15 protein-coding genes are annotated in these 18,082 nt (G+C 45.0%); 6 read left to right on the forward strand and 9 right to left on the reverse strand.

Annotated features, from left to right (window positions below):
• Positions 1-22: 22 nt before the first annotated feature.
• Positions 23-682: a hypothetical protein gene (locus RHEIN_RS19515; protein ID WP_008900709.1), complete on the reverse strand. Its 660-nt coding sequence runs from the start codon at positions 680-682 to the stop codon at positions 23-25.
• A 125-nt stretch (positions 683-807) separates the two neighbouring features.
• On the opposite strand from RHEIN_RS19515, the gene RHEIN_RS19520 reads away from it, so the two are divergent.
• The 3 genes from RHEIN_RS19520 (at position 808) to RHEIN_RS19530 (ending at position 3,147) form a co-directional block, all read left to right on the forward strand.
• Complete coding sequence (locus tag RHEIN_RS19520; RefSeq protein ID WP_008900710.1) at positions 808-1,455, forward strand: hypothetical protein; 648 nt, start codon at positions 808-810, stop codon at positions 1,453-1,455.
• A 314-nt stretch (positions 1,456-1,769) separates the two neighbouring features.
• A complete protein-coding gene (locus RHEIN_RS20855; RefSeq protein ID WP_008900711.1) occupies positions 1,770-2,174 on the forward strand; it encodes a DUF6088 family protein in 405 nt (134 codons plus the stop codon).
• Entirely contained in the window at positions 2,155-3,147 is a 993-nt protein-coding gene (locus tag RHEIN_RS19530) for a nucleotidyl transferase AbiEii/AbiGii toxin family protein (RefSeq protein ID WP_008900712.1), read from the forward strand. The genes RHEIN_RS20855 and RHEIN_RS19530 overlap by 20 nt, the downstream gene beginning before the upstream one ends.
• Positions 3,148-3,360: 213 nt before the next feature.
• Here the strand turns inward: RHEIN_RS19530 and RHEIN_RS19535 are convergent, their stop codons facing one another.
• A complete protein-coding gene (locus tag RHEIN_RS19535; protein ID WP_008900713.1) occupies positions 3,361-6,504 on the reverse strand; it encodes a DUF3427 domain-containing protein in 3,144 nt (1,047 codons plus the stop codon).
• A 396-nt stretch (positions 6,505-6,900) separates the two neighbouring features.
• On the opposite strand from RHEIN_RS19535, the gene RHEIN_RS19540 reads away from it, so the two are divergent.
• Together RHEIN_RS19540 and RHEIN_RS19545 are read left to right on the forward strand one after the other, a co-directional pair.
• Complete coding sequence (locus RHEIN_RS19540) at positions 6,901-7,674, forward strand: type IV toxin-antitoxin system AbiEi family antitoxin domain-containing protein (protein ID WP_008900714.1); 774 nt, start codon at positions 6,901-6,903, stop codon at positions 7,672-7,674.
• Positions 7,675-7,677: 3 nt separating this feature from the next.
• The gene (locus RHEIN_RS19545) at positions 7,678-8,592 is read left to right on the forward strand and encodes a nucleotidyl transferase AbiEii/AbiGii toxin family protein (protein WP_008900715.1); all 915 of its coding nucleotides are present in this window, start codon (positions 7,678-7,680) and stop codon (positions 8,590-8,592) included.
• Between the two features lie 81 nt (positions 8,593-8,673).
• Here the strand turns inward: RHEIN_RS19545 and RHEIN_RS19550 are convergent, their stop codons facing one another.
• The 7 genes from RHEIN_RS19550 to RHEIN_RS19580 form a co-directional block, all read right to left on the reverse strand.
• Positions 8,674-9,672, reverse strand: a complete 999-nt coding sequence (locus RHEIN_RS19550; protein ID WP_008900716.1) for a YecA family protein — start codon at positions 9,670-9,672, stop codon at positions 8,674-8,676.
• Positions 9,673-9,742: 70 nt separating this feature from the next.
• Positions 9,743-10,993: a type II toxin-antitoxin system HipA family toxin gene (locus RHEIN_RS19555; RefSeq protein WP_008900717.1), complete on the reverse strand. Its 1,251-nt coding sequence runs from the start codon at positions 10,991-10,993 to the stop codon at positions 9,743-9,745.
• Entirely contained in the window at positions 10,990-11,295 is a 306-nt protein-coding gene (locus tag RHEIN_RS19560) for a hypothetical protein (protein ID WP_008900718.1), read from the reverse strand. Before RHEIN_RS19560 ends, RHEIN_RS19555 begins: the two co-directional genes overlap by 4 nt.
• Positions 11,296-11,525: 230 nt before the next feature.
• The gene (locus tag RHEIN_RS19565; protein WP_008900719.1) at positions 11,526-12,518 is read right to left on the reverse strand and encodes a Gfo/Idh/MocA family protein; all 993 of its coding nucleotides are present in this window, start codon (positions 12,516-12,518) and stop codon (positions 11,526-11,528) included.
• Positions 12,515-14,911: a GH36-type glycosyl hydrolase domain-containing protein gene (locus tag RHEIN_RS19570; protein ID WP_008900720.1), complete on the reverse strand. Its 2,397-nt coding sequence runs from the start codon at positions 14,909-14,911 to the stop codon at positions 12,515-12,517. Before RHEIN_RS19570 ends, RHEIN_RS19565 begins: the two co-directional genes overlap by 4 nt.
• Before the next feature lie 2 nt (positions 14,912-14,913).
• A complete protein-coding gene (locus RHEIN_RS19575) occupies positions 14,914-16,311 on the reverse strand; it encodes an MFS transporter (protein ID WP_008900721.1) in 1,398 nt (465 codons plus the stop codon).
• Positions 16,312-16,397: 86 nt separating this feature from the next.
• Positions 16,398-16,955: a gluconokinase gene (locus RHEIN_RS19580; RefSeq protein WP_008900722.1), complete on the reverse strand. Its 558-nt coding sequence runs from the start codon at positions 16,953-16,955 to the stop codon at positions 16,398-16,400.
• Between the two features lie 124 nt (positions 16,956-17,079).
• On the opposite strand from RHEIN_RS19580, the gene RHEIN_RS19585 reads away from it, so the two are divergent.
• The gene (locus RHEIN_RS19585) at positions 17,080-18,081 is read left to right on the forward strand and encodes a LacI family DNA-binding transcriptional regulator (protein WP_008900723.1); all 1,002 of its coding nucleotides are present in this window, start codon (positions 17,080-17,082) and stop codon (positions 18,079-18,081) included.
• Position 18,082 lies beyond the last annotated feature (1 nt).

An 18,082-nucleotide genomic window follows, 5' to 3' on the forward strand; every position in this document is an offset into this window, starting at 1 on the left:
CGTGTAGCATTATTAGGATCAGTTATTTAGATATATCGACTCCAAGTTTGATTGTTTTTTTATCAGGTCGCGTGGGATGAATTTTGTAAATGGGTTTTAACGGATCGAACAAGACTGAACGAGCGACACCAGGAGCAACAAGGGAGATAAAACCAGCTTTAACTAGGGTTGATATAGAGCGATCAATTCTTGCCCTAGGCATGCCTAGCATCTTCTGTAACTCCAGACTTTCGAACCCAACTACATATCCTGCTTGATTCGCCTTACTGACTAACACAGCCCAAACTAAAAGTATCGACACTTTCATTGGTTTAGAGCTATCACGAAACTCTGAATTTGTTAGATTTGAATTAGCTAGCAGATGACATATCTCCATAGCCCAAACTGGACAATTATCGAGCGATTTACACCATAGACTCCAACCTTCAATAGTAAGCCCATAATCAAAACTGTCTTTGGTTTTAACCTTCAGTGCGGAGGAAGAAAGGCTTCTAGCCTGCCAAAAGTAACCTTCGCGAACAAGGTATTCAAGCGCTTCTTTAACATTACGCGTGGATAAAGCAAAAGCATCTAATTTAGCCCTAGTACCTGCTTGAAAACTCATCCCAAAACGAGCTGCCCAGGTAATGAGTATCAACCTAGTTTCGGGTGTTGCACCGGTCATCGTGCTTAATACATTCATTTTTCTTTATTAAAATCCTTTAATTTCTAGACTTTTACCACGTTACAACCAATTAAAACACTGTATGGCGCGAACAATAAACACATGTTACATTACATGTAACAAAAGTAATCATATACAGTTTCATGCCAATCCCCCATCCAGAATTGATCAAGCTATTCGACTTTTTAGATTCAGACACGCCTGCGACCATTAATTGGGTACAGCGGTATTTAACAAAACACGGCATTAGCATCTCCCACTACACCTATCAAGGGGCAGTGAAGCAATATATCGCCGAACAATTTATCCCTCTACAACCAACTCACGCAGACATCACGCTATTCGCGCAAAGAATGGGAAATGCCTGGCGGATAAGAAAACATCGTCAGAAAAAGGATGTGGTTTCTCTTTCGGTTAGTCTCGACAAATCAGTGGCAAACAAACTATCTCGGATGAGTAAGGAACAAAAAAAGGCTGATGTAGTATCAATGCTCATCAAGGAAAACTTTCAAGAATTTGTAGCAGAAAAAAACAGGCAGAAAGCCAAGCGCACCGAGGAAAAAAGAACTCTGACAATGCAGCCTGATCAAGCCTCTCTGATGCAGCCCCTCAACCAGCCACCAAGTGAAACAACGCAAGTATTGAACCAATCAAACCGAGCAGAGGAATTCAGGGAAGCAATGATTCATCTCTATGACATTATTTTCTGTGCTAATGAAAAGGGTGAACCCATTGATGACCAAACCTTGATTCAGGCAACAAAAATTTATTACACAGCATTTAACAAATAGCTGATTGGCACTTTACTTGAACCAGCATGCGTTAAAATACAACTCAAATTCATACCTTTTTCAGTACAATTTAGAATTGTATCGGCTAACCAATCCTTGATAGCGACATTAGCTAGCTTAAAAACTTACACCTAACCAATCAACAATTTCCTGGCTAGTGTAGCTTCACACTAAACACGCCAAATGCAAGCACCTAAAATCCACAGAACATCAGGTAAATAATGATTAAAATGAGATATTGATGTCGCATTTTTGCATTTGATAATTGTCGTATTTTTGCTTATGCTACAACTACGATAAACGGGAGGTATCAGATGACGATACAAGACAGAATACAAACCAGAGTGAAGCGCTCTAAGCGTTCTGTTTTCCTGCGTTCTGATTTTACTGATATCGCTGATTATGATCAGGTTGGCCGTGGGCTCAGAAGCCTGGTACGCGAAGGCTTGCTGTTGAAAATTGGCTACGGCATGTATGTACGCGCCAGAATCAATCGCATCACTGGTCAGCTAATGCCGGACAACCCTGCCGGTAATGACGGTGTAATGATAGAGGCTATGGAAAGGTTAGGTGTTGATTATCAACTTGATGACTTGTCTCTGAAAAATTTGTCAGGCGAAAGCACTCAAATTCCGGCAAATGTGAAGATTATTCCTAAGAGTTCGCGCTTTACCCGCAAGATTGCGGTAGGGAAACAGCGTGTCAACGAAGTTCGATAGTTCACTCTTTGTCGATGTTGCGAATGCTTTAGGGCTTGGCAACCCTGCCATTGTTGAAAAAGACTATTACGTAGTGCAATTACTGCAGCAGATATCTGCACTTGAACTCGAATATCACCACATCGTGTTCTCTGGTGGAACAGCACTGGCGAAGTCAGCTATTAAAACCTATCGCATGTCTGAAGACGTCGATCTAAAGCTGGTCCCGAAGCATGCTTTTTCTGGTCTCGTATCTCGCAATGCCAAAAGAAATGCACGCAAGGCCGCTAAGCAGCTAGTTGAGTCAGTTATTGCACAGAGTGAAATCTTCTCTGTTGAAACTGCGCCTCTAGTGTTAGATGAATATAGATATTTCAGTTTCGAAATCCGTTACCCACAGGAGTATCAGCAAGCTCCCTGTTTACGTCCATTTATCAAACTGGAGTTTATCGAGTCTGATTTACTCAGCGCCTCTGAGCCACGGAGTATTCAGTCTATTTTTTCGCGTGTGCTGAAAAGCGATGTCGAGATTAACCAGTTATCCTGCGCTGCGATTATTGAGACACAAGCCGAAAAACTGCTTTCTATGATGCGCAGAACAGCTAGTGTAGAGCGCAACAGCGAACGGGATGATGACGAGACCTTAGTTCGGCATATCTACGATACTTACCATATCCAACTTGCCCAACCTTCAGATATCGAACAACTTGGCTCACTGGTAGCCAGAGCAATCCGCACAGATATAGATCGCTACGGTAATCAACATCCACAGATGGTTGGATCCCCTATTGAAGAGTTGCGCTTTGGATTGCAGCTTTTAGCTGACAACCCTAAGTTCGAGCAGCGATACAACAGCTATGTTAGCCCTATGGTGTATGCTGAAATCCCCACTCAGTGGCAGGATGCGTTAGCGGTTTTTATAAAACTGTCGCATAACGTATTGGATTATGTAGAACAACAATTTGATGGCCCACTTTCGAAAGTAAGCAGTTAATGCATATTTAAAGCAAACCTAAAATGGTGGGTAAAGTGGCGAGTAAAACGCAAAAATTAATATCGAATTTACACACAAGCAATTGATTTAAAATAACTTATAAAAATAAATCAATTAACAGATACAAAATATCGAATAAAATCAATAGCTTGCTATCAAAGCCCTGTATTTTCGTAAATTCAGGGCTTTATACCTTAAGGGTTCTCCTTTTTTTTACCCTACAGCTAACTTCGCCGCTTGTTGCCACATAAAGCTCGGCATAGGCGACTGAAGCTTCCAGGTAATGCTCATGGGTTGTGAGCCTGTATGTGATACATACTCAACTTCACCATAGTTAACAAAGCCCATAGTACGGCCATATTCATCGTCTGTTTGCTCACGAACAAACAAGAAAATCCTCTTGCCCGTCATTTTATGCTGTAGATAATCCAAACCTCGACCACGATCTGGACGTGCGCTATTTTGTGACTGCCAATGAAACAGCGATTCATTAATGGCGTAGTCGTGATACATGGTCGTCGGAGAAAATTGTTTTTCGTTTTTAATTAAAGTGACAAATAACAGCTCAATATTTTGATTTTGAATAACATAAACCCCTTCCCTTGCTGGAGGTTGTCGCTCGAAAGTTATGGCTCCAAAACCAGTTAATATTTGCTCACGTGTATAGCGGGCATGAAGTCGTAGTGGCACTTCTGGTAAACCTGCCAAAGCTAACTGTTCATGCTTAGTTCGCGCGATTTTCCACTCCAAAACGTCGAGCAACTCATTCCTAAGAGATAGGCAGTTTAAAGCATTTAAACTTTGCTCAAGTGTTTCGAAACCTACTGCAGGACCTGGCTTTTGCCAAAAGTCGTAATGACACATTAACGCCAACCGTGGGTTCTGAGAGCCTTCAACAACAAAATGGTGCGAGACGAGCTTTTTCAGGAATACCAAATAGTGATAGTCGTCACAGGCCAAAATCTTGAGTTTGATAGCCCGTTTGTATACTTCAACCAATACATCATCGGTATCTTTTTCTCTGACTTCATCAAATGAACGCGAGACTAATTCGCTCCACCCACCCCGTTGATATAAATCACGGATACCAATATGTGGATGTAATTTAAGAAAATTACCAAGGGTTAACGGCAATTCAAAATTATGAGGGTATTGCCTGATAAGACCGACTAACCTGTTAGTCGTCAGTGTCGCCTGACGAATATTGTTCAGGACCATCTCTTGCGTGATTTTCGATAGCTCAATCCGACAGCCAAGTGGTGCGTGTGGGAAACCTTGTTTAATTTCTTCGCTAATGGCTTTATTTGTTTTACCAATCAGTGCACGGAATTTATTGGAGAAATCATATTCAGCTCGTGAATTCCCAACAAAATCTAATACAGTACAACACTCTTTGTCATCGGCTAGACGCAAGCCGCGTCCCAACTGTTGCAGGAAAATAGTCAAACTTTCGGTAGGTCGTAACAATAACAATGTATCAATTTCTGGAATATCTACACCTTCGTTAAAGATATCAACCACACATAACACATTGATTATGCCAGAACGGAGCGCCTGCTGCTTTTGCTGCCGCTCGTCACTGTTATCACTGGTTAATACGTCACTTTTGATACCTTTGAGCAAAAATTGTTTGGACATATACGTGGCGTGCTCACGACTCACACAAAAGGCCAGAGCTTTCATAGAGCCGATATCAGTGATGATTTGCTGCATGCTTTGCAAAATCTTATTTACGCGGCTTTGATTATGAGTGTAAAGATTGCTTAGCTGCGAAATATCATAGCGGCCACGATTCCAGCTAATGCCTCGAAGGTCAGTATCATCGTCAATACCAAAATACTGGAATGGGCAGAGATGCCGCCTATTGATCGCTTCCGGCAATCGTATTTCTGCAGCAATGACACCACAAAAATCATCTAAAATATTTGCGCCGTCATGACGTTCCGGCGTAGCCGTCAATCCTAATAGGATTTTAGGCTGGAAGTAATCAAGCACTGCACGGTAGCTATTGGCAGCGATATGATGCACTTCATCAATCACCAGATAGTCATAAAAGTCTGCAGACAACTTTATAGAATCTAATTGATTATTCAGTGTCTGGATCGACACAAATAGTTGATGGTGATGCTCTGGTCTGTGACTGCCAACCCATAACTCACCAAACTGGCCGCATTTCAACACGCCACGATAAGCCTGACGCGCTTGAATTAAGATCTCCTCTTTATGCGCAATAAATAAAAACTTAGCATCTGGTTTTTCTTTTATAAATCGGGTGAAATCAAATGCGGAAATGAGGGTCTTGCCAGTACCAGTTGCTGCGACCACTAAGTTACGAAACCTATTGTGAATTTGTCGCTCGATGCTAAGTTGTTCCAAAATTTCGAGTTGGTGTGGAAAGGGTTTTAGATCAAAATAATGCTGATGACCTTCGCTAACACTACCTCGGGCAGTCTTTAATGCTAACTTGAGCTTCTCGCGACTCTCGACTTGGCCATCAAATAGTTCAAACTCGCTGGATTGCCAATAGGTTTCAAAAGTGTTCAGTGACTTATCAATAATATGTGGAATTTCCTGCGATGTGATTTTCAGATTCCACTCAAGGCCGTTCGTCAGTGCAGAGTGCGATAGATTGGATGAACCAATGTATCCTGTGTGGAAACCTGTATGACGTAAAAATAGATAGCTTTTGGCATGTAGCCGCTCACGTTCAGTGTTGTAGCTCAATTTCACTTCAGTGTTAGGTAAGCTTGCCAGATACTCAACCGCCTTAGCATCTGTAGCTCCCATATAAGACGTGGTAATAATTTTCAGCTCACGGCCACTCCGCGCAAAAGACTCCAACTCGTTGCGAAATACACGAATACCAGTCCACTTAATAAAAGACACCAGCCAGTAAATTTTATCTGCTGACAAAATCTCACGCTTTAGCTCAGACTCCAGCGACAAACCTGCATTGCTACCACAAAACAACTCGCTCTCAGTCAAACCCGTCAGCGGGAATATGTCCTCAACATACTTCTGTAAATCAGCAGCTATTGGGTTATCTAGCCTGTACAACGCTGTCAGAATTTTTCCTCTGCTACTTAGTAAATTTTCTTCAATAAAACCATCATCTTGAATTTTATCCTTCAGCCACATCAGCATCTGGTTAGCGAGCTCAATTTGCAGCTTTAACCGATCGTCACCCGTTGGAACTGAGGCTACAGCAAATTCCATAATTTTACTGAGAAAGCGGGATAACCAAACTGAGGCCTCATTAGAAGACAGCTCTCGCTCACCGACGTAAAATCGTGTTCGATCCAAGTTCCGTTCAACCAACTGAGTGATCAATTGCTCGTAAAGGCCAATTTGCTGCATTAAAAAATCCTTTTCATTCTGGCGCTGGCGCAGTGAATGCTCTGCATAAAGATTTGGGGTTTAGCAAGTTGTTCCAGGATATCGTACTAGCTGCTACGCCGTAAAATAATAGCGACTGATACGACATAAAAACGGACTGAAACTCAGTCCACCTCAGTGCACAATAACGGCCCTACAATCTCACCAAAGCCTGAATCGAAGAACAAAAATAGGACTATATTTCAATAATACTATGCCTAAATAGGAATAAAGTTTGAAAACATCACTTTTCACGTCATTAATTGACGTAAAAAACTGAATCAGCAAACCATCACCCTTGATTCAGTTTGAAAAAGCAACAAAACACGTCAATAATTGACGTACATTTGCTAATTACCAAACTAGTTAAGGCCCACTATGCTGAATACTCAGGCCAGACAACAACTGCAGAAGGTGCTGCCTCTGGATCTCATTGCAACCAAATCATGGCTGGTGGAGCAAGGATTCAATCTGCACTTTTTGGATAATGCGGTGCGCAGCCGAACTTTAATCCCACTCGCAGCTGGTGTTTACGCGCGACAAGAAGCTCGACTGTCATGGCAGGGTATAGTGACTTCTTTGCAGTTGATGTCTGAAACCCCGGTTCATGTTGGAGGTTTAACTGCATTGGAGTTGGAAGGTCTCGGCCATTACTTGTCCAAGGGAAGCAAGCCACAAGTTCAGCTGTATTCTGATCTGGTACTTCCCAAGTGGTTGAACAGAATAGAAATTCAGGCGCAGTTTGAGTGGCACGGCACACGCCGCCTTTGGCCGGAAACCCTGATGCAAAACAACGAGTATCTCCGGCAGGAAACCTGGCAGGAATCACTTCCTCCACTGCGGTATTCTTGTCCGGAAAAAGCCATACTGGAGATACTTGCCAATGTTCCGGCAACCATCAGCTTTGAACATGCAAACCAGTTAATGCAAGGGCTGCACAACCTGTCACCACGCAAGCTGGACGAATTACTCAAAGCCTGCTTCAGTATTAAAGCCAAAAGACTCTTTCTATGGCTGGCTGTAAAACACCAACATGCCTGGTTCAAGCACCTTACCCCTGAGCACTATTCACTTGGCACAGGCAAACGGCTGATAGCGAAGGACGGCAGACTAGAGCCCCTATGGCAAATTACTGTGCCCAAGGAGATGTAACAAATGGACAGGCAAAGTCGTTACTACCGGCAAGCTCAGCTTTTACTGCAGGTTATTCCTTTTGTAGCCAAGCACAGTTGTTTCGCGCTGAAAGGAGGCACTGCTATCAATTTGTTCGTTCGTGACTTTCCACGATTATCGGTTGATATTGATCTGGTTTTTCTACCGATGATGGACAGGCCTGAGGCTTTAGAAACCATAAAAACCAATCTGGAAACTCTCTCGACTAATATCATGGCAGGTCTCGACAATACCTTGGTTATCCGATCCTTTGAGGAGAAAGAAGATGCCTTGCGTCTACTGGTGGAGAGAAGGACTGTACAAATTAAAATAGAATTATCTCCTGTACTACGAGGCACAGTTTATCCACCTGAAGTCATACCTGTCAGCGCAGCAGTAGAGGCCGAATTCGGTTTTGCCGAAATGACCGTAGTGAGTTTCGCTGATCTGTATGCAGGCAAAATATGCGCAGCGCTGGATCGCCAACACCCTCGTGACCTTTTTGATATCAAGCAGTTGCTTGAAAACGAAGGGCTAACTCAGGACCTACGTAAAGCAGTGCTGGTATACATGATTAGCCACCCTCGCCCTATCGCAGAGCTGCTAGATCCACATATCAAAGATATTACAGCAACCTACGAAGGGGAGTTTCGCACTATGACAGAGCAGGATATACCTTTGGTTGATCTGAACGCCGCATTGTTGCAGTTAGTACATAGAATCAATACTTCACTGACAACAGAAGAACGGGCGTTCCTACTATCCTTCAAAAATCGTACTCCAGATTGGTCGCTACTCGGGCTTTCGGGTATCGACCAGTTGCCTGCTGTGCGCTGGAAGCTGCACAATCTGAATAATATGTCCGCAGAAAAACACGCGATATCTTATGCCAGGCTTAAAAAACTCCTCAGTATCTGAAGTGCAAACTTAGATCGACTGAGCCTGTTTTACTCAAGTATACGAAGCTGCAGTTCCAACTTTTCTTTCCCGCAACATAAGTTAAATAGAAAAGCTAAAACTCTGCAGCAACAGCGGTTCTATGCTGGCCTTTCTCTGCACCTTCACCCCATTCACGTACAGTCTTGGGTCTAAAGTCACAAAACCCCAGAATTGTAAAAAACGTACCACAAAACGCGATTCAATCATTTTTCCGAGTTGCTCTTCTGGTGAGAAATAGTGCTCATCCGGCAGTTGCTGAAGCAGAGCTGGAAATGCGACACACACTTCTTCATTCAGCTTTTCGACAGAGGCATGGCTTTGCAAACGCCACAGCATAAAAAGCCAGAAGGGTTGCAGCTTAACCTGCTCACTCCAACCATCCAGATAAGCCCAGTTGTATTGTTTGATAGCCACCTCCAGCATAGGCCAGAAAAAAGCGCTAATACCCTGCTGCTGGTATTGTTTTATCGCCGCTTTTTTCACATAAAAACTGCCAGTTTTTTTATAAAGAATACCTGCAAGTTCAGCCAGTAATCGGCTGTAATGCAGAGCATTAAATTTATCTTCGTTGCTGCCAGAAAATTCGCTGATACTGGGGTCTGTTTCAAACCGGGCTACCGCAAATTCAGGCAACAGCTCACTGGCTTGCTTTACTAATTTGGCAGGAAGATTGCCTTTGGTAGTCGCCTTAAAAGATCCACCTTGTTCTATAGCTTCATCAAGCATCAAAGCCAAATAACACATCACAGGGCTGGCGGATAAATCAACTGGTGTGGTGATTTTGACCAGAGCTAATTCGCTCAAAGGCGCATACAACCAGTTTTCCATCTGCGTGGGTGACAGACCACAAAACTCAGCATGAGGCTTGTTGTTACGCTCCGCCATTTTATGCTGAGCCACCAGATTCAATTCGTCCAAATTCAGGTTTGGGTTCATCGCTACGACTTGCGCTATGTCGCCGAACATTTCTGCATGCTGCTTTGATACCGCATTGATGCAGCACTGTTTGTATTTTTTACCACTGCCGCAAGGGCAAGGATCGTTACGGCCTGTTTTCATACTGATATGCTCTGAATTATTCCTCGGTTAACCACAAAAGCAAAACAACACTGCCCTGAATAATACGGTGCTAAAGGTTGAAAGCCCCTTGCTTAGTGATTTGCTCACTGCGGTTGATCCCCAGTTTGGTTGCCACGGCTTGCCAGTGCTTCACCTTACTGAGTACTTCGTCATAAATAGCGATAGCTTCAGCTTCACTTAAACGGAAGAAATCTCTCACTTCAAAAGCCAGCTGGTAATCTAAGGCGTTGGAGTTGTCGGTAATGTTCAGATGCAAACCTTGTTTGTCATGGCTTGGGTTTAAATCGTAAGCGGGAGAAAGTTTCCAGCCTTTTTCCGTCAATAAGAAACCGTGGTTTCGTAAATGATCGTCGGTATTCGACACTGCAATATTAAACACTATTCGCCGCCACAACTGAGCAAGGTCTGCTTTAGTCTGGGCGCCGTTGTTACTCAGGAACTCTGCGATTTCCAGGTAGCTTGCTCCTGCTGAATGCTCACCATCATAGTATTGCAGCTGCGTCATGGCCGAGGAAAAGTGAATTCGTTGGTCACCCACCCGATCAAAGCGTTTGGTCAAAAACGTATGATGGTTGGAAGAAAAACGCTGTACGCTGCAGGGAAACATATCAATGCCAGAGGCAAGCGCAAGTTCATGGCACAACATTTCCCAGGCACCAACGTCGAAGTTATCGTTTTGATTAGGAAATTTGGCTATCCAAAGGTTGTTATCAGCATCAGTCACACAAGCTTTAGGTCTGGCTCCACCCAATGATGAACCTGGAGAAATCAACATCTTTAACCAGCGGTAGTATTCGTCACTGTCGATGTTTTTATCCTGCTCAATTTTCATCGCAGCATATTCAAGCTCTCTGAGTGATGTGATAGGTGGAGCAGCAAACTCCGCGTTGTTGTCCAGAAAGTCTGGTGATCCGGCAGTTTTAAAGCGGATCCCGCCCATTCGATAGGAATCATGCACACCTAACAGGTAATCAAGCTCTGTTAATCTGGCCGAAGCCCGAATGCCTTTACGATGTTCAATCGCAGCCCGTCGTTGCATTAATAAACGCCCCCAACGGTCTGGCGATGAGTCTAAAAAGGCACGAAAGTTTTGATCTGGCAAGTCGTTATAATGCTCACCTCTATGCAGCGCTAACAGTGGGTCGATTTGCAGACGATATTTAGAACTGAGAAAACTTTTGTCGTAGGCAAAACTAAAAATGCCACCTCTGGTTGTTTCAGCAAAAGTCAGTTGCCCTATCTGTAAAGGCTTTGTTATCGGCATCCATGCTGCATAAACGTCGACCAGAGTTCGGTTCATCGTGAGCGCTCCAACAGCTGGATGTTTTGCAGTTTGGTACCAACTTCATCATGTGCAGCCACTTCAGCAAAATTATCTTCCATACCCAACACTGCCATGACCTTCAGATAGGCCCCTATGGAGACACCTGGATCACCGGCAAATACTTTACTGACAGTCTTGTTATCAAAGCCTGTTCTGTCACAGATGGTTTGTTTATTAAAACCACGGCGTCTGGTCGCTAACAGCAAGTCTTCACCAAAAGTAGCGAGGATTTTTTGCTGTTTAGGAAATAACACTCTGTGCATATCGCGCTTTGACATAAAAACCATCCAAAATGGGACTATATTCCCTTTATTTGAGCTATATAGGGAATATAGTCCGGTTTATGGTTTATTTCAATCTAAGGTAGTGCCTGATTTGGAAAGTAAAAATGGGACTATATTCCTATAAAAGCGTAGCTTAGTAGGAATATAGTCCTATTCGAATAAATAGACCTGACTAGCTAAGCGCTATAAAAAGCGGCTTCCAAATTCAGCATTAACACCCAAAGCTACTTACAAAGCCCCCGCGGCAACAACCCCGCCGCTTTATAAGCATCATCAATCAGTTGCATTTGGTCGATCGCATCCTGACCACCTGTCAGCGGCTTGGTTTCGCCTTTGATGCAGGCTATTACATGCGCCAATTGGTGGTCGTAGGTGGTGTCGCCGTTGATTTGATACTCATGAGCCTCGCCGTTTTTGGTGAGGCACAACTTGTGGCCTTGATGGGGGGCGACCAGGTTCAGAACTTCTAGTTGGCCTTTGTCGCCTTCAAGATACAAGGATGCGTCGTGGTGACGGCTTAGATGTTCGCTCATAGCGCAGCCGACATAACAAAGCGGGCCGTTCGGGAACTGCAGGCGAAGCTCGAAGCTGCTATCGAGTTGGGGTTTAGGGCAAATGGCGTCGGCCCATAAAATCTCTGGAGTGCCGCCAAATAAAGTGCGTAACCAGTGCAGTGGGTAGCAGCCTAAATCCATTAAAGCGCCGCCACCTAAAGGCGCGTTATGGCGCAAAGAACCTGGTGTTTCGGCAATACGCACTGAAAAATTGCTGCGCACTGTGTGAATAGTGCCAAGCTCGCCACTCTTTACTAAGCGCTCTACTTCCGCAAACACCGGATGAAAGCGGTAGTGATAGGCTTCAATCAGCAAACGGCCACTGGCATCTGCAGCCGCCACCATAGCTTTGGCTTCTTCGGCGTCCATGGCAAAAGGCTTTTCGCACAAAACGTGTTTACCATGCAATAAAGCTCTGATTGACCATTTCGCGTGCAAAGATGGTGGTAAGGCGTTGTAAATTAAATCGATATCATCGCGGGCAATAAGCTCGTCATAACTGCCAAATGCGTGCTCTATACCAAACTGCTGCGCAAAAGCCTGAGCTTTTTCAAGATTCGATGCTGCCACTGCTGCTATCACCACATCATTACGCAAAGCGGCAGGCTGAATAATAGCCTGGTCGGCAATACGGGCTGCGCCTAATAAACCTATACGGATCATGCTGTTCCCTCTGAAGTTATAATCGGCAATTGCAGCAGTAGCTGATAACTTTGGCCTGCGGTGATAGTACGTACCGCCAACTCCGCCTGCTGCACACCGTCTAGCCAGAGTGTTGGAGCTGTGACATCAGCAACCCGTTCAAAACGAATATGGAAGTCTGCGCCACGGAAACGGCGTAACACAGTGGCTTTGTTCCAGCTGGCAGGCAGTTGAGGCGCCAAAGTTAAACCTTGTTGGTTACCCTTCACGCCAAACAAACCTTCGACTAAGCAGCGGTATACCCAGTGCACAGTGCCTGTATTAAACAGCTGGCTGGAGCGGCCTGCGGTGCGCGGTAATGTCTGGTAAGCGCCACGGTAATAATTTGGAATAAATACCGGCAACTGACCCCGTTGTAACTGATCCTGTGGATCGTCCGACGGCAGCATTTGTTTTAATACCTGATAGGCTTTGTCGGCTTCATTCACCTGATACAAAGCAAACAGATAAAAAGCCGCAGCATGGTTATACACCGAGCCATTTTCTGCTGAACCCGGGTATTTTTGGGTGACCCGGCCCACGTCTTCACGCATGGCTGTATAAGCAGGCGCCAGCATTTGCGGACCATAAGGTGTATGCAATTGCTGCTCTACGGCTTTTAACAGTTGCTGCTGTTGTTCGCTGTTGGCGGCACCACTTAATAACGCCCAGCTTTGTGGGTTCAGATAAATACGGCCTTCGGTATCTTTGCTGGTGCCAAAGACGACGTTATCGTCTGTGATACCACGGCCATACCAGTTGCCATCCCATAAATACTGATTAACGGCGGCGTTAAATTCACTGGCCTGTTGCTGATACAAAGAGGCTTGTTCGTCAAAGTTTAAATCACGGCAAATTTGCGCCCAGACGTTCAGCGCATAAGCTGCGGCTAAGCTGAGCCAACCCGATACCCCTTTGCCTTTGTAACCCACCATATTCATTGGGTCACACCAGTCGCCCTGCTCGATATAACTTAAGCAGCGCTCATCTTTTTTCAGCCATAACCAACCCATAGCGCGATGGATATGTTCAGCTACTGTGTGTTGCTCTCTCGAGTCTTTATAGGCTACTTTTTCGCTTAACAGCGCGTAATCGTTGGTTTCAGCCAGATAAGCACTGATACAGACAGGTAACCAGACGCATTGATCGGTATGAGGCACCTGGTTGATGTATTTCAGTTCGGCGTCTTTGTGCAACAAGATACCATCCGGCATTTCACCCGACAGATGCTGCTGCGATAAGGCCGTTAAAAAGGCCTGACGAGCCACAGCAGGAGCCAGATAGCTCATGCCCATATTATCCTGCAGATAATTACGGCTTTGTGGATCTGTGGTTAAACGGTTGACGTCGCCGTGGTAATACACCTGACGCGCCAGCCAATGGTTGACATAGTTATTCAGCTCTTGATCCGGCGTGTCGATTTCTAAGCAAGGCACAGCCTGGGCTACATAGGCGGCATACGCCTGCTGGATTTGATCAAAACTCTCTGGCGTGCCAAACACTTGCTGACGAATGTGCGCAACTTCCGCCTTGTCATAAGCAGGACCAAACACAAAACGGTATTGTTCGGTTTGGCCTGAAGCTAAAGATACTATGTACTGCATCACACAAGCAGGCGTTTCGTAGTCTGAATCGCCACAAGCTAAAAACGGTTGTTGCACTGCAGAAGGTGCATGTAAACCGCCCTGCCCTTCGAACTGTTGCTGGTTCACTTCCCAGAAATCCGGTGTGCGCTCAGCCAATAAGAAGGTTTTGTCTTTTAAGAACTTGTTTTTAAAGTAATCCGGATACTTTTGATAAGGCGTGACTGATGAGCAGATAATGGCTTTTAAATCGGCATCATAACGGCCAGACTGGTTCATCCAGGACATATAACCAACAGGGAAATACGGATACAAGCTTAAAGAACGGTTCTGCTTTGAATCATTGCGTACCGTCAGTTGCCATAACTCCAGCGGTTGATCTGGCGTTAAGGTCAACAGCCATTCCACCGTTAAACCTGAGTCCAGTGTGAGCTGCCAGCGGATATCCGACTTGCCCGCTGAAAACACAAAATTTTGGGCTTCTTTGCGTACCGGCTCGTACGGCACAGACCAGATTTCACCGCTGTTTTCATCTTTGATATACACAAAACGGCCCGGATGATGAGCATAATAGGGCTGCTCCGGCTGCATAAAAGTTTTAGCTTCTAAGTTCGGCGCATGGGCATATTTGGCGGGTTCTGGCTGCATAAACTGCGCTGTGGCGTAACCACGGCAGTTTTGCTGGATCATCATCACCTTGTTCCATAAAAAAGCCGCAGCCTGTGGCATCGCAGTGGCGCTGTACAATTCATAACGCTGGCCGCTTTCTGTGGCTTGCATCAACTTCTTCATAGTTACTCCGACACTCCGACTACGTCATTTTTTACAAAGGGTGCTGATTTACGCTGATCCAGTTCTTGCTGAATGGTCAGCAATTGTTTTTCATCTAAATGGTAAAAGCGCATCACAAAAGCAGCCAAAAAGGCCACTAAGCCAGGGATCACTGAAACCATGAGTAAAATACCCAGTTGTGAGCCGGCACTTTGTTCAGTGTTAGCCACATAACCTATCAGTGCCAATAACCAGCCAATTACTGCTGAGGCAATAGCCCCGCCAAGCTTTTGTGAAAAGGTAGCGGCTGAAAAGGTCATAGCTGTAGCACGACGGCCAGTGCGCCATTCGTTGTAATCTGCAGTGTCGGCATACATAGAAAAGGCCAAAGGAGACTTAGGCCCCAACACAAAACCTATAGCCAGATTGATGGCAAAAATTAAACCTACCTGGTCGGCTGGTACAAAAAACAAGCTGATAGAAAACAGACCGGCCAGGCTCATCAGCAGCATCATCAGCGGCTTTTTATCCATAAACTTAGTCATTAAAGGCGTAGAAGCAGCGCCTAAAGCCAAAGCAAACATATAAGAGGATAAAAACTCGCCCACCAGTTCAGGCCGCTCCACATAGTATTTAAAGTAATACACACCGCTGCTGGCTCTCATAGTGATAGTGATCATAATGATCAGCGCTAAGCTAAAGAGCACCAGCCAGGGTTTGTTGTTTTTTAAATCAAGTAAATCCTGCCTCACAGCACTGTTATTTTCGCTGACCGGCTGAATACGTTCTTTGGTGCTGAGAAAAGTAAAAATAAACAACAAAGCAGCAGCCACACCAAAAACGCCCATGGTCAGCTGCCAGCCTAAGATTTCATCACCCTGGCCTAATAACACAACCAGTTTAGGGGTTAAATAAGTCACCAGAATACCGCCGGTAAAACCGCCAATAAAACGGAAGCTAACTAAAGTAGTGCGCTCCTGACTGTTACGGGTCATCACACCAGACAAGGCTGAATAAGGAATATTGATAGCTGTGTAGGTCAGCATCAGCAAACTATAGGTACAATAAGCCCATACCAGTTTACCGCCTGGGCCTAAGTCTGGCGTGCTGTAGGTCAACACACCAGCACCAGCTAAAGGCAAAGCTAACCACAATAAATAAGGCCGGAACTTACCAAAACGGCTTTTGGTTCTGTCTGCTAAAGCGCCCATCATAGGGTCGGTAAAAGCATCGATGATTTTAGTGATCAGCATCATGGTGCCGGCGGCAGCCGCTGAAATACCAAACACATCTGTGTAGAAAATTAATAAAAAGGCAGAGATATTGGCCCAATAGAAGTTAAAACCCATATCGCCCAGGCCATAACCGACTTTTTCGCGCAGCTTTAGCCTGTCTTGAGGTACCGCAGTTTCTGTTGTCACTTTGTCACCCTGTCGTTGTTCTGTTGTTTTGATTCGCAGATTTATTGATCATGCGCCAGAGCCTGATGGCCGGTCGTGATCGCTTGTTATAGTTGTTGTTCGATTTTTAATACCACCTGCAGCATCAGTTCACTGACGCTTTGGCTGATATCCAGACACAACACATCAGGCTCCTGATCTACCGACTCCATAGTCGCCAGTTGGCTTTGCAGCATAGACACAGGCATAAAATGGTTTTGCCGCTGCGCCAGCCGTTTGGCCAGTAATTCAGCGTTGCCTTGTAAATAAATAAACTGTGGATGGGATGCTGCCTGACGAATACGCTCACGATGCTGACGGATTAAACCTGAATAACTCAGTACCACATGCTGTTGTCTGGCTGCACAGTTTTGCAAAGCTGCACATAAACGATTGACCCACAGATCCCGCATCTCGTTGCTAATAGGTGTGCCTGACGCCATCATTTGTTTGGCTTCTGGGCTATGAAAATCATCCCCTTCGAGATAAAACCAACTCAGTTGCTCTGCAAGGCGCAAAGCGAGTGTGGATTTACCGCTGCCGGCCACGCCCATAATGATCAGACTTTGGCAGTGGTTCGCATTTTTTGTTTTGCTTGCCAGCTGCCCTGTTGGATCCTGTTGCATCAGATACGATCACACCTTCCATAAAAATGTGACTTCAGCTTAAAGCAGCCAAAATGATAGCGCAACCATTTTGACTCAAACCATAGTTTCCGTTATTGTTTTTCAAAGGCTTGAGAGTGGCATAATGAATAAAAAACCTAACCTGAAAGATGTGGCCAAAGTAGCAGGTGTCAGTGCCATCACAGTGTCGCGTGTGCTTAGCAACCCGGATAAAGTCTCAGAAAAACTGCGGGTAAAAGTTGAACAGGCCGTGCATGAAATTGGCTATATCCGTAACCATGCTGCAAGCGCGTTGGCTTCCCGTCGCTCTGGTGTGATTGCGGTTATCATTCCATCATTATCTAACATAGTTTTTAATGATGTACTGCAGGGTATTTACAGCGCGGTGAAACCGCATCATTTGCAGGTGATCCTGGGGGATTGCCATTATTCACCTTTGGAAGAAGAAAAGCTGATCGCAACGCTGCTCAGCCAGTCGCCTGAAGGTTTTATTTTAACCGGCACAGATCAAACCCATTATGCCCGTAAATTGCTGCAGCAATCCGGTATTCCTATAGTGCAGCTGATGGAACTCAGTGACTGCCCTATTGATATGAATATTGGCTTTTCGCACTTTAATGCAGGGGTGGATATCACCAACCATTTACTGCAAAAAGGCTATCGTAAACTGGGCTTTTTAGGTGCCCGAATGGACCCTCGTACTCAGCAACGCTTGGCCGGCTTTAAAAAGGCGATAGCGGACTTTAAGCAGCCTTGTCAGAGTTATGTAGTCACCACCACTCAGTCTTCATCCATACGTTTAGGCGGTCAGTTGCTACAGGCCGTGATGGCTGAATCTCAGGGCCAGTGTGATGCAGTATTCTGCTGTAACGATGATTTGGCGTTAGGTGCTTTGTTTGAAACCAAGCGTATGAACCTGAAAGTACCGGCTGATATCGCCATTTGTGGTTTTAACGACTTAGAAGCTTCAGCTTTGGTAGAACCTTCAATCACCAGCGTAGCATCCCCCCGTTTTGAAATGGGCCAGCAGGCTGTTGAATTACTGATGACAGCATCAGGCGAGGACAAAACCCATAAACCACCTATAGATGTGGGCTATCGCATTGTGGAGCGAGCTTCGACCTAGC

Source organism: Rheinheimera sp. A13L (genome assembly GCF_000217935.1).
Lineage (GTDB): Bacteria > Pseudomonadota > Gammaproteobacteria > Enterobacterales > Alteromonadaceae > Pararheinheimera.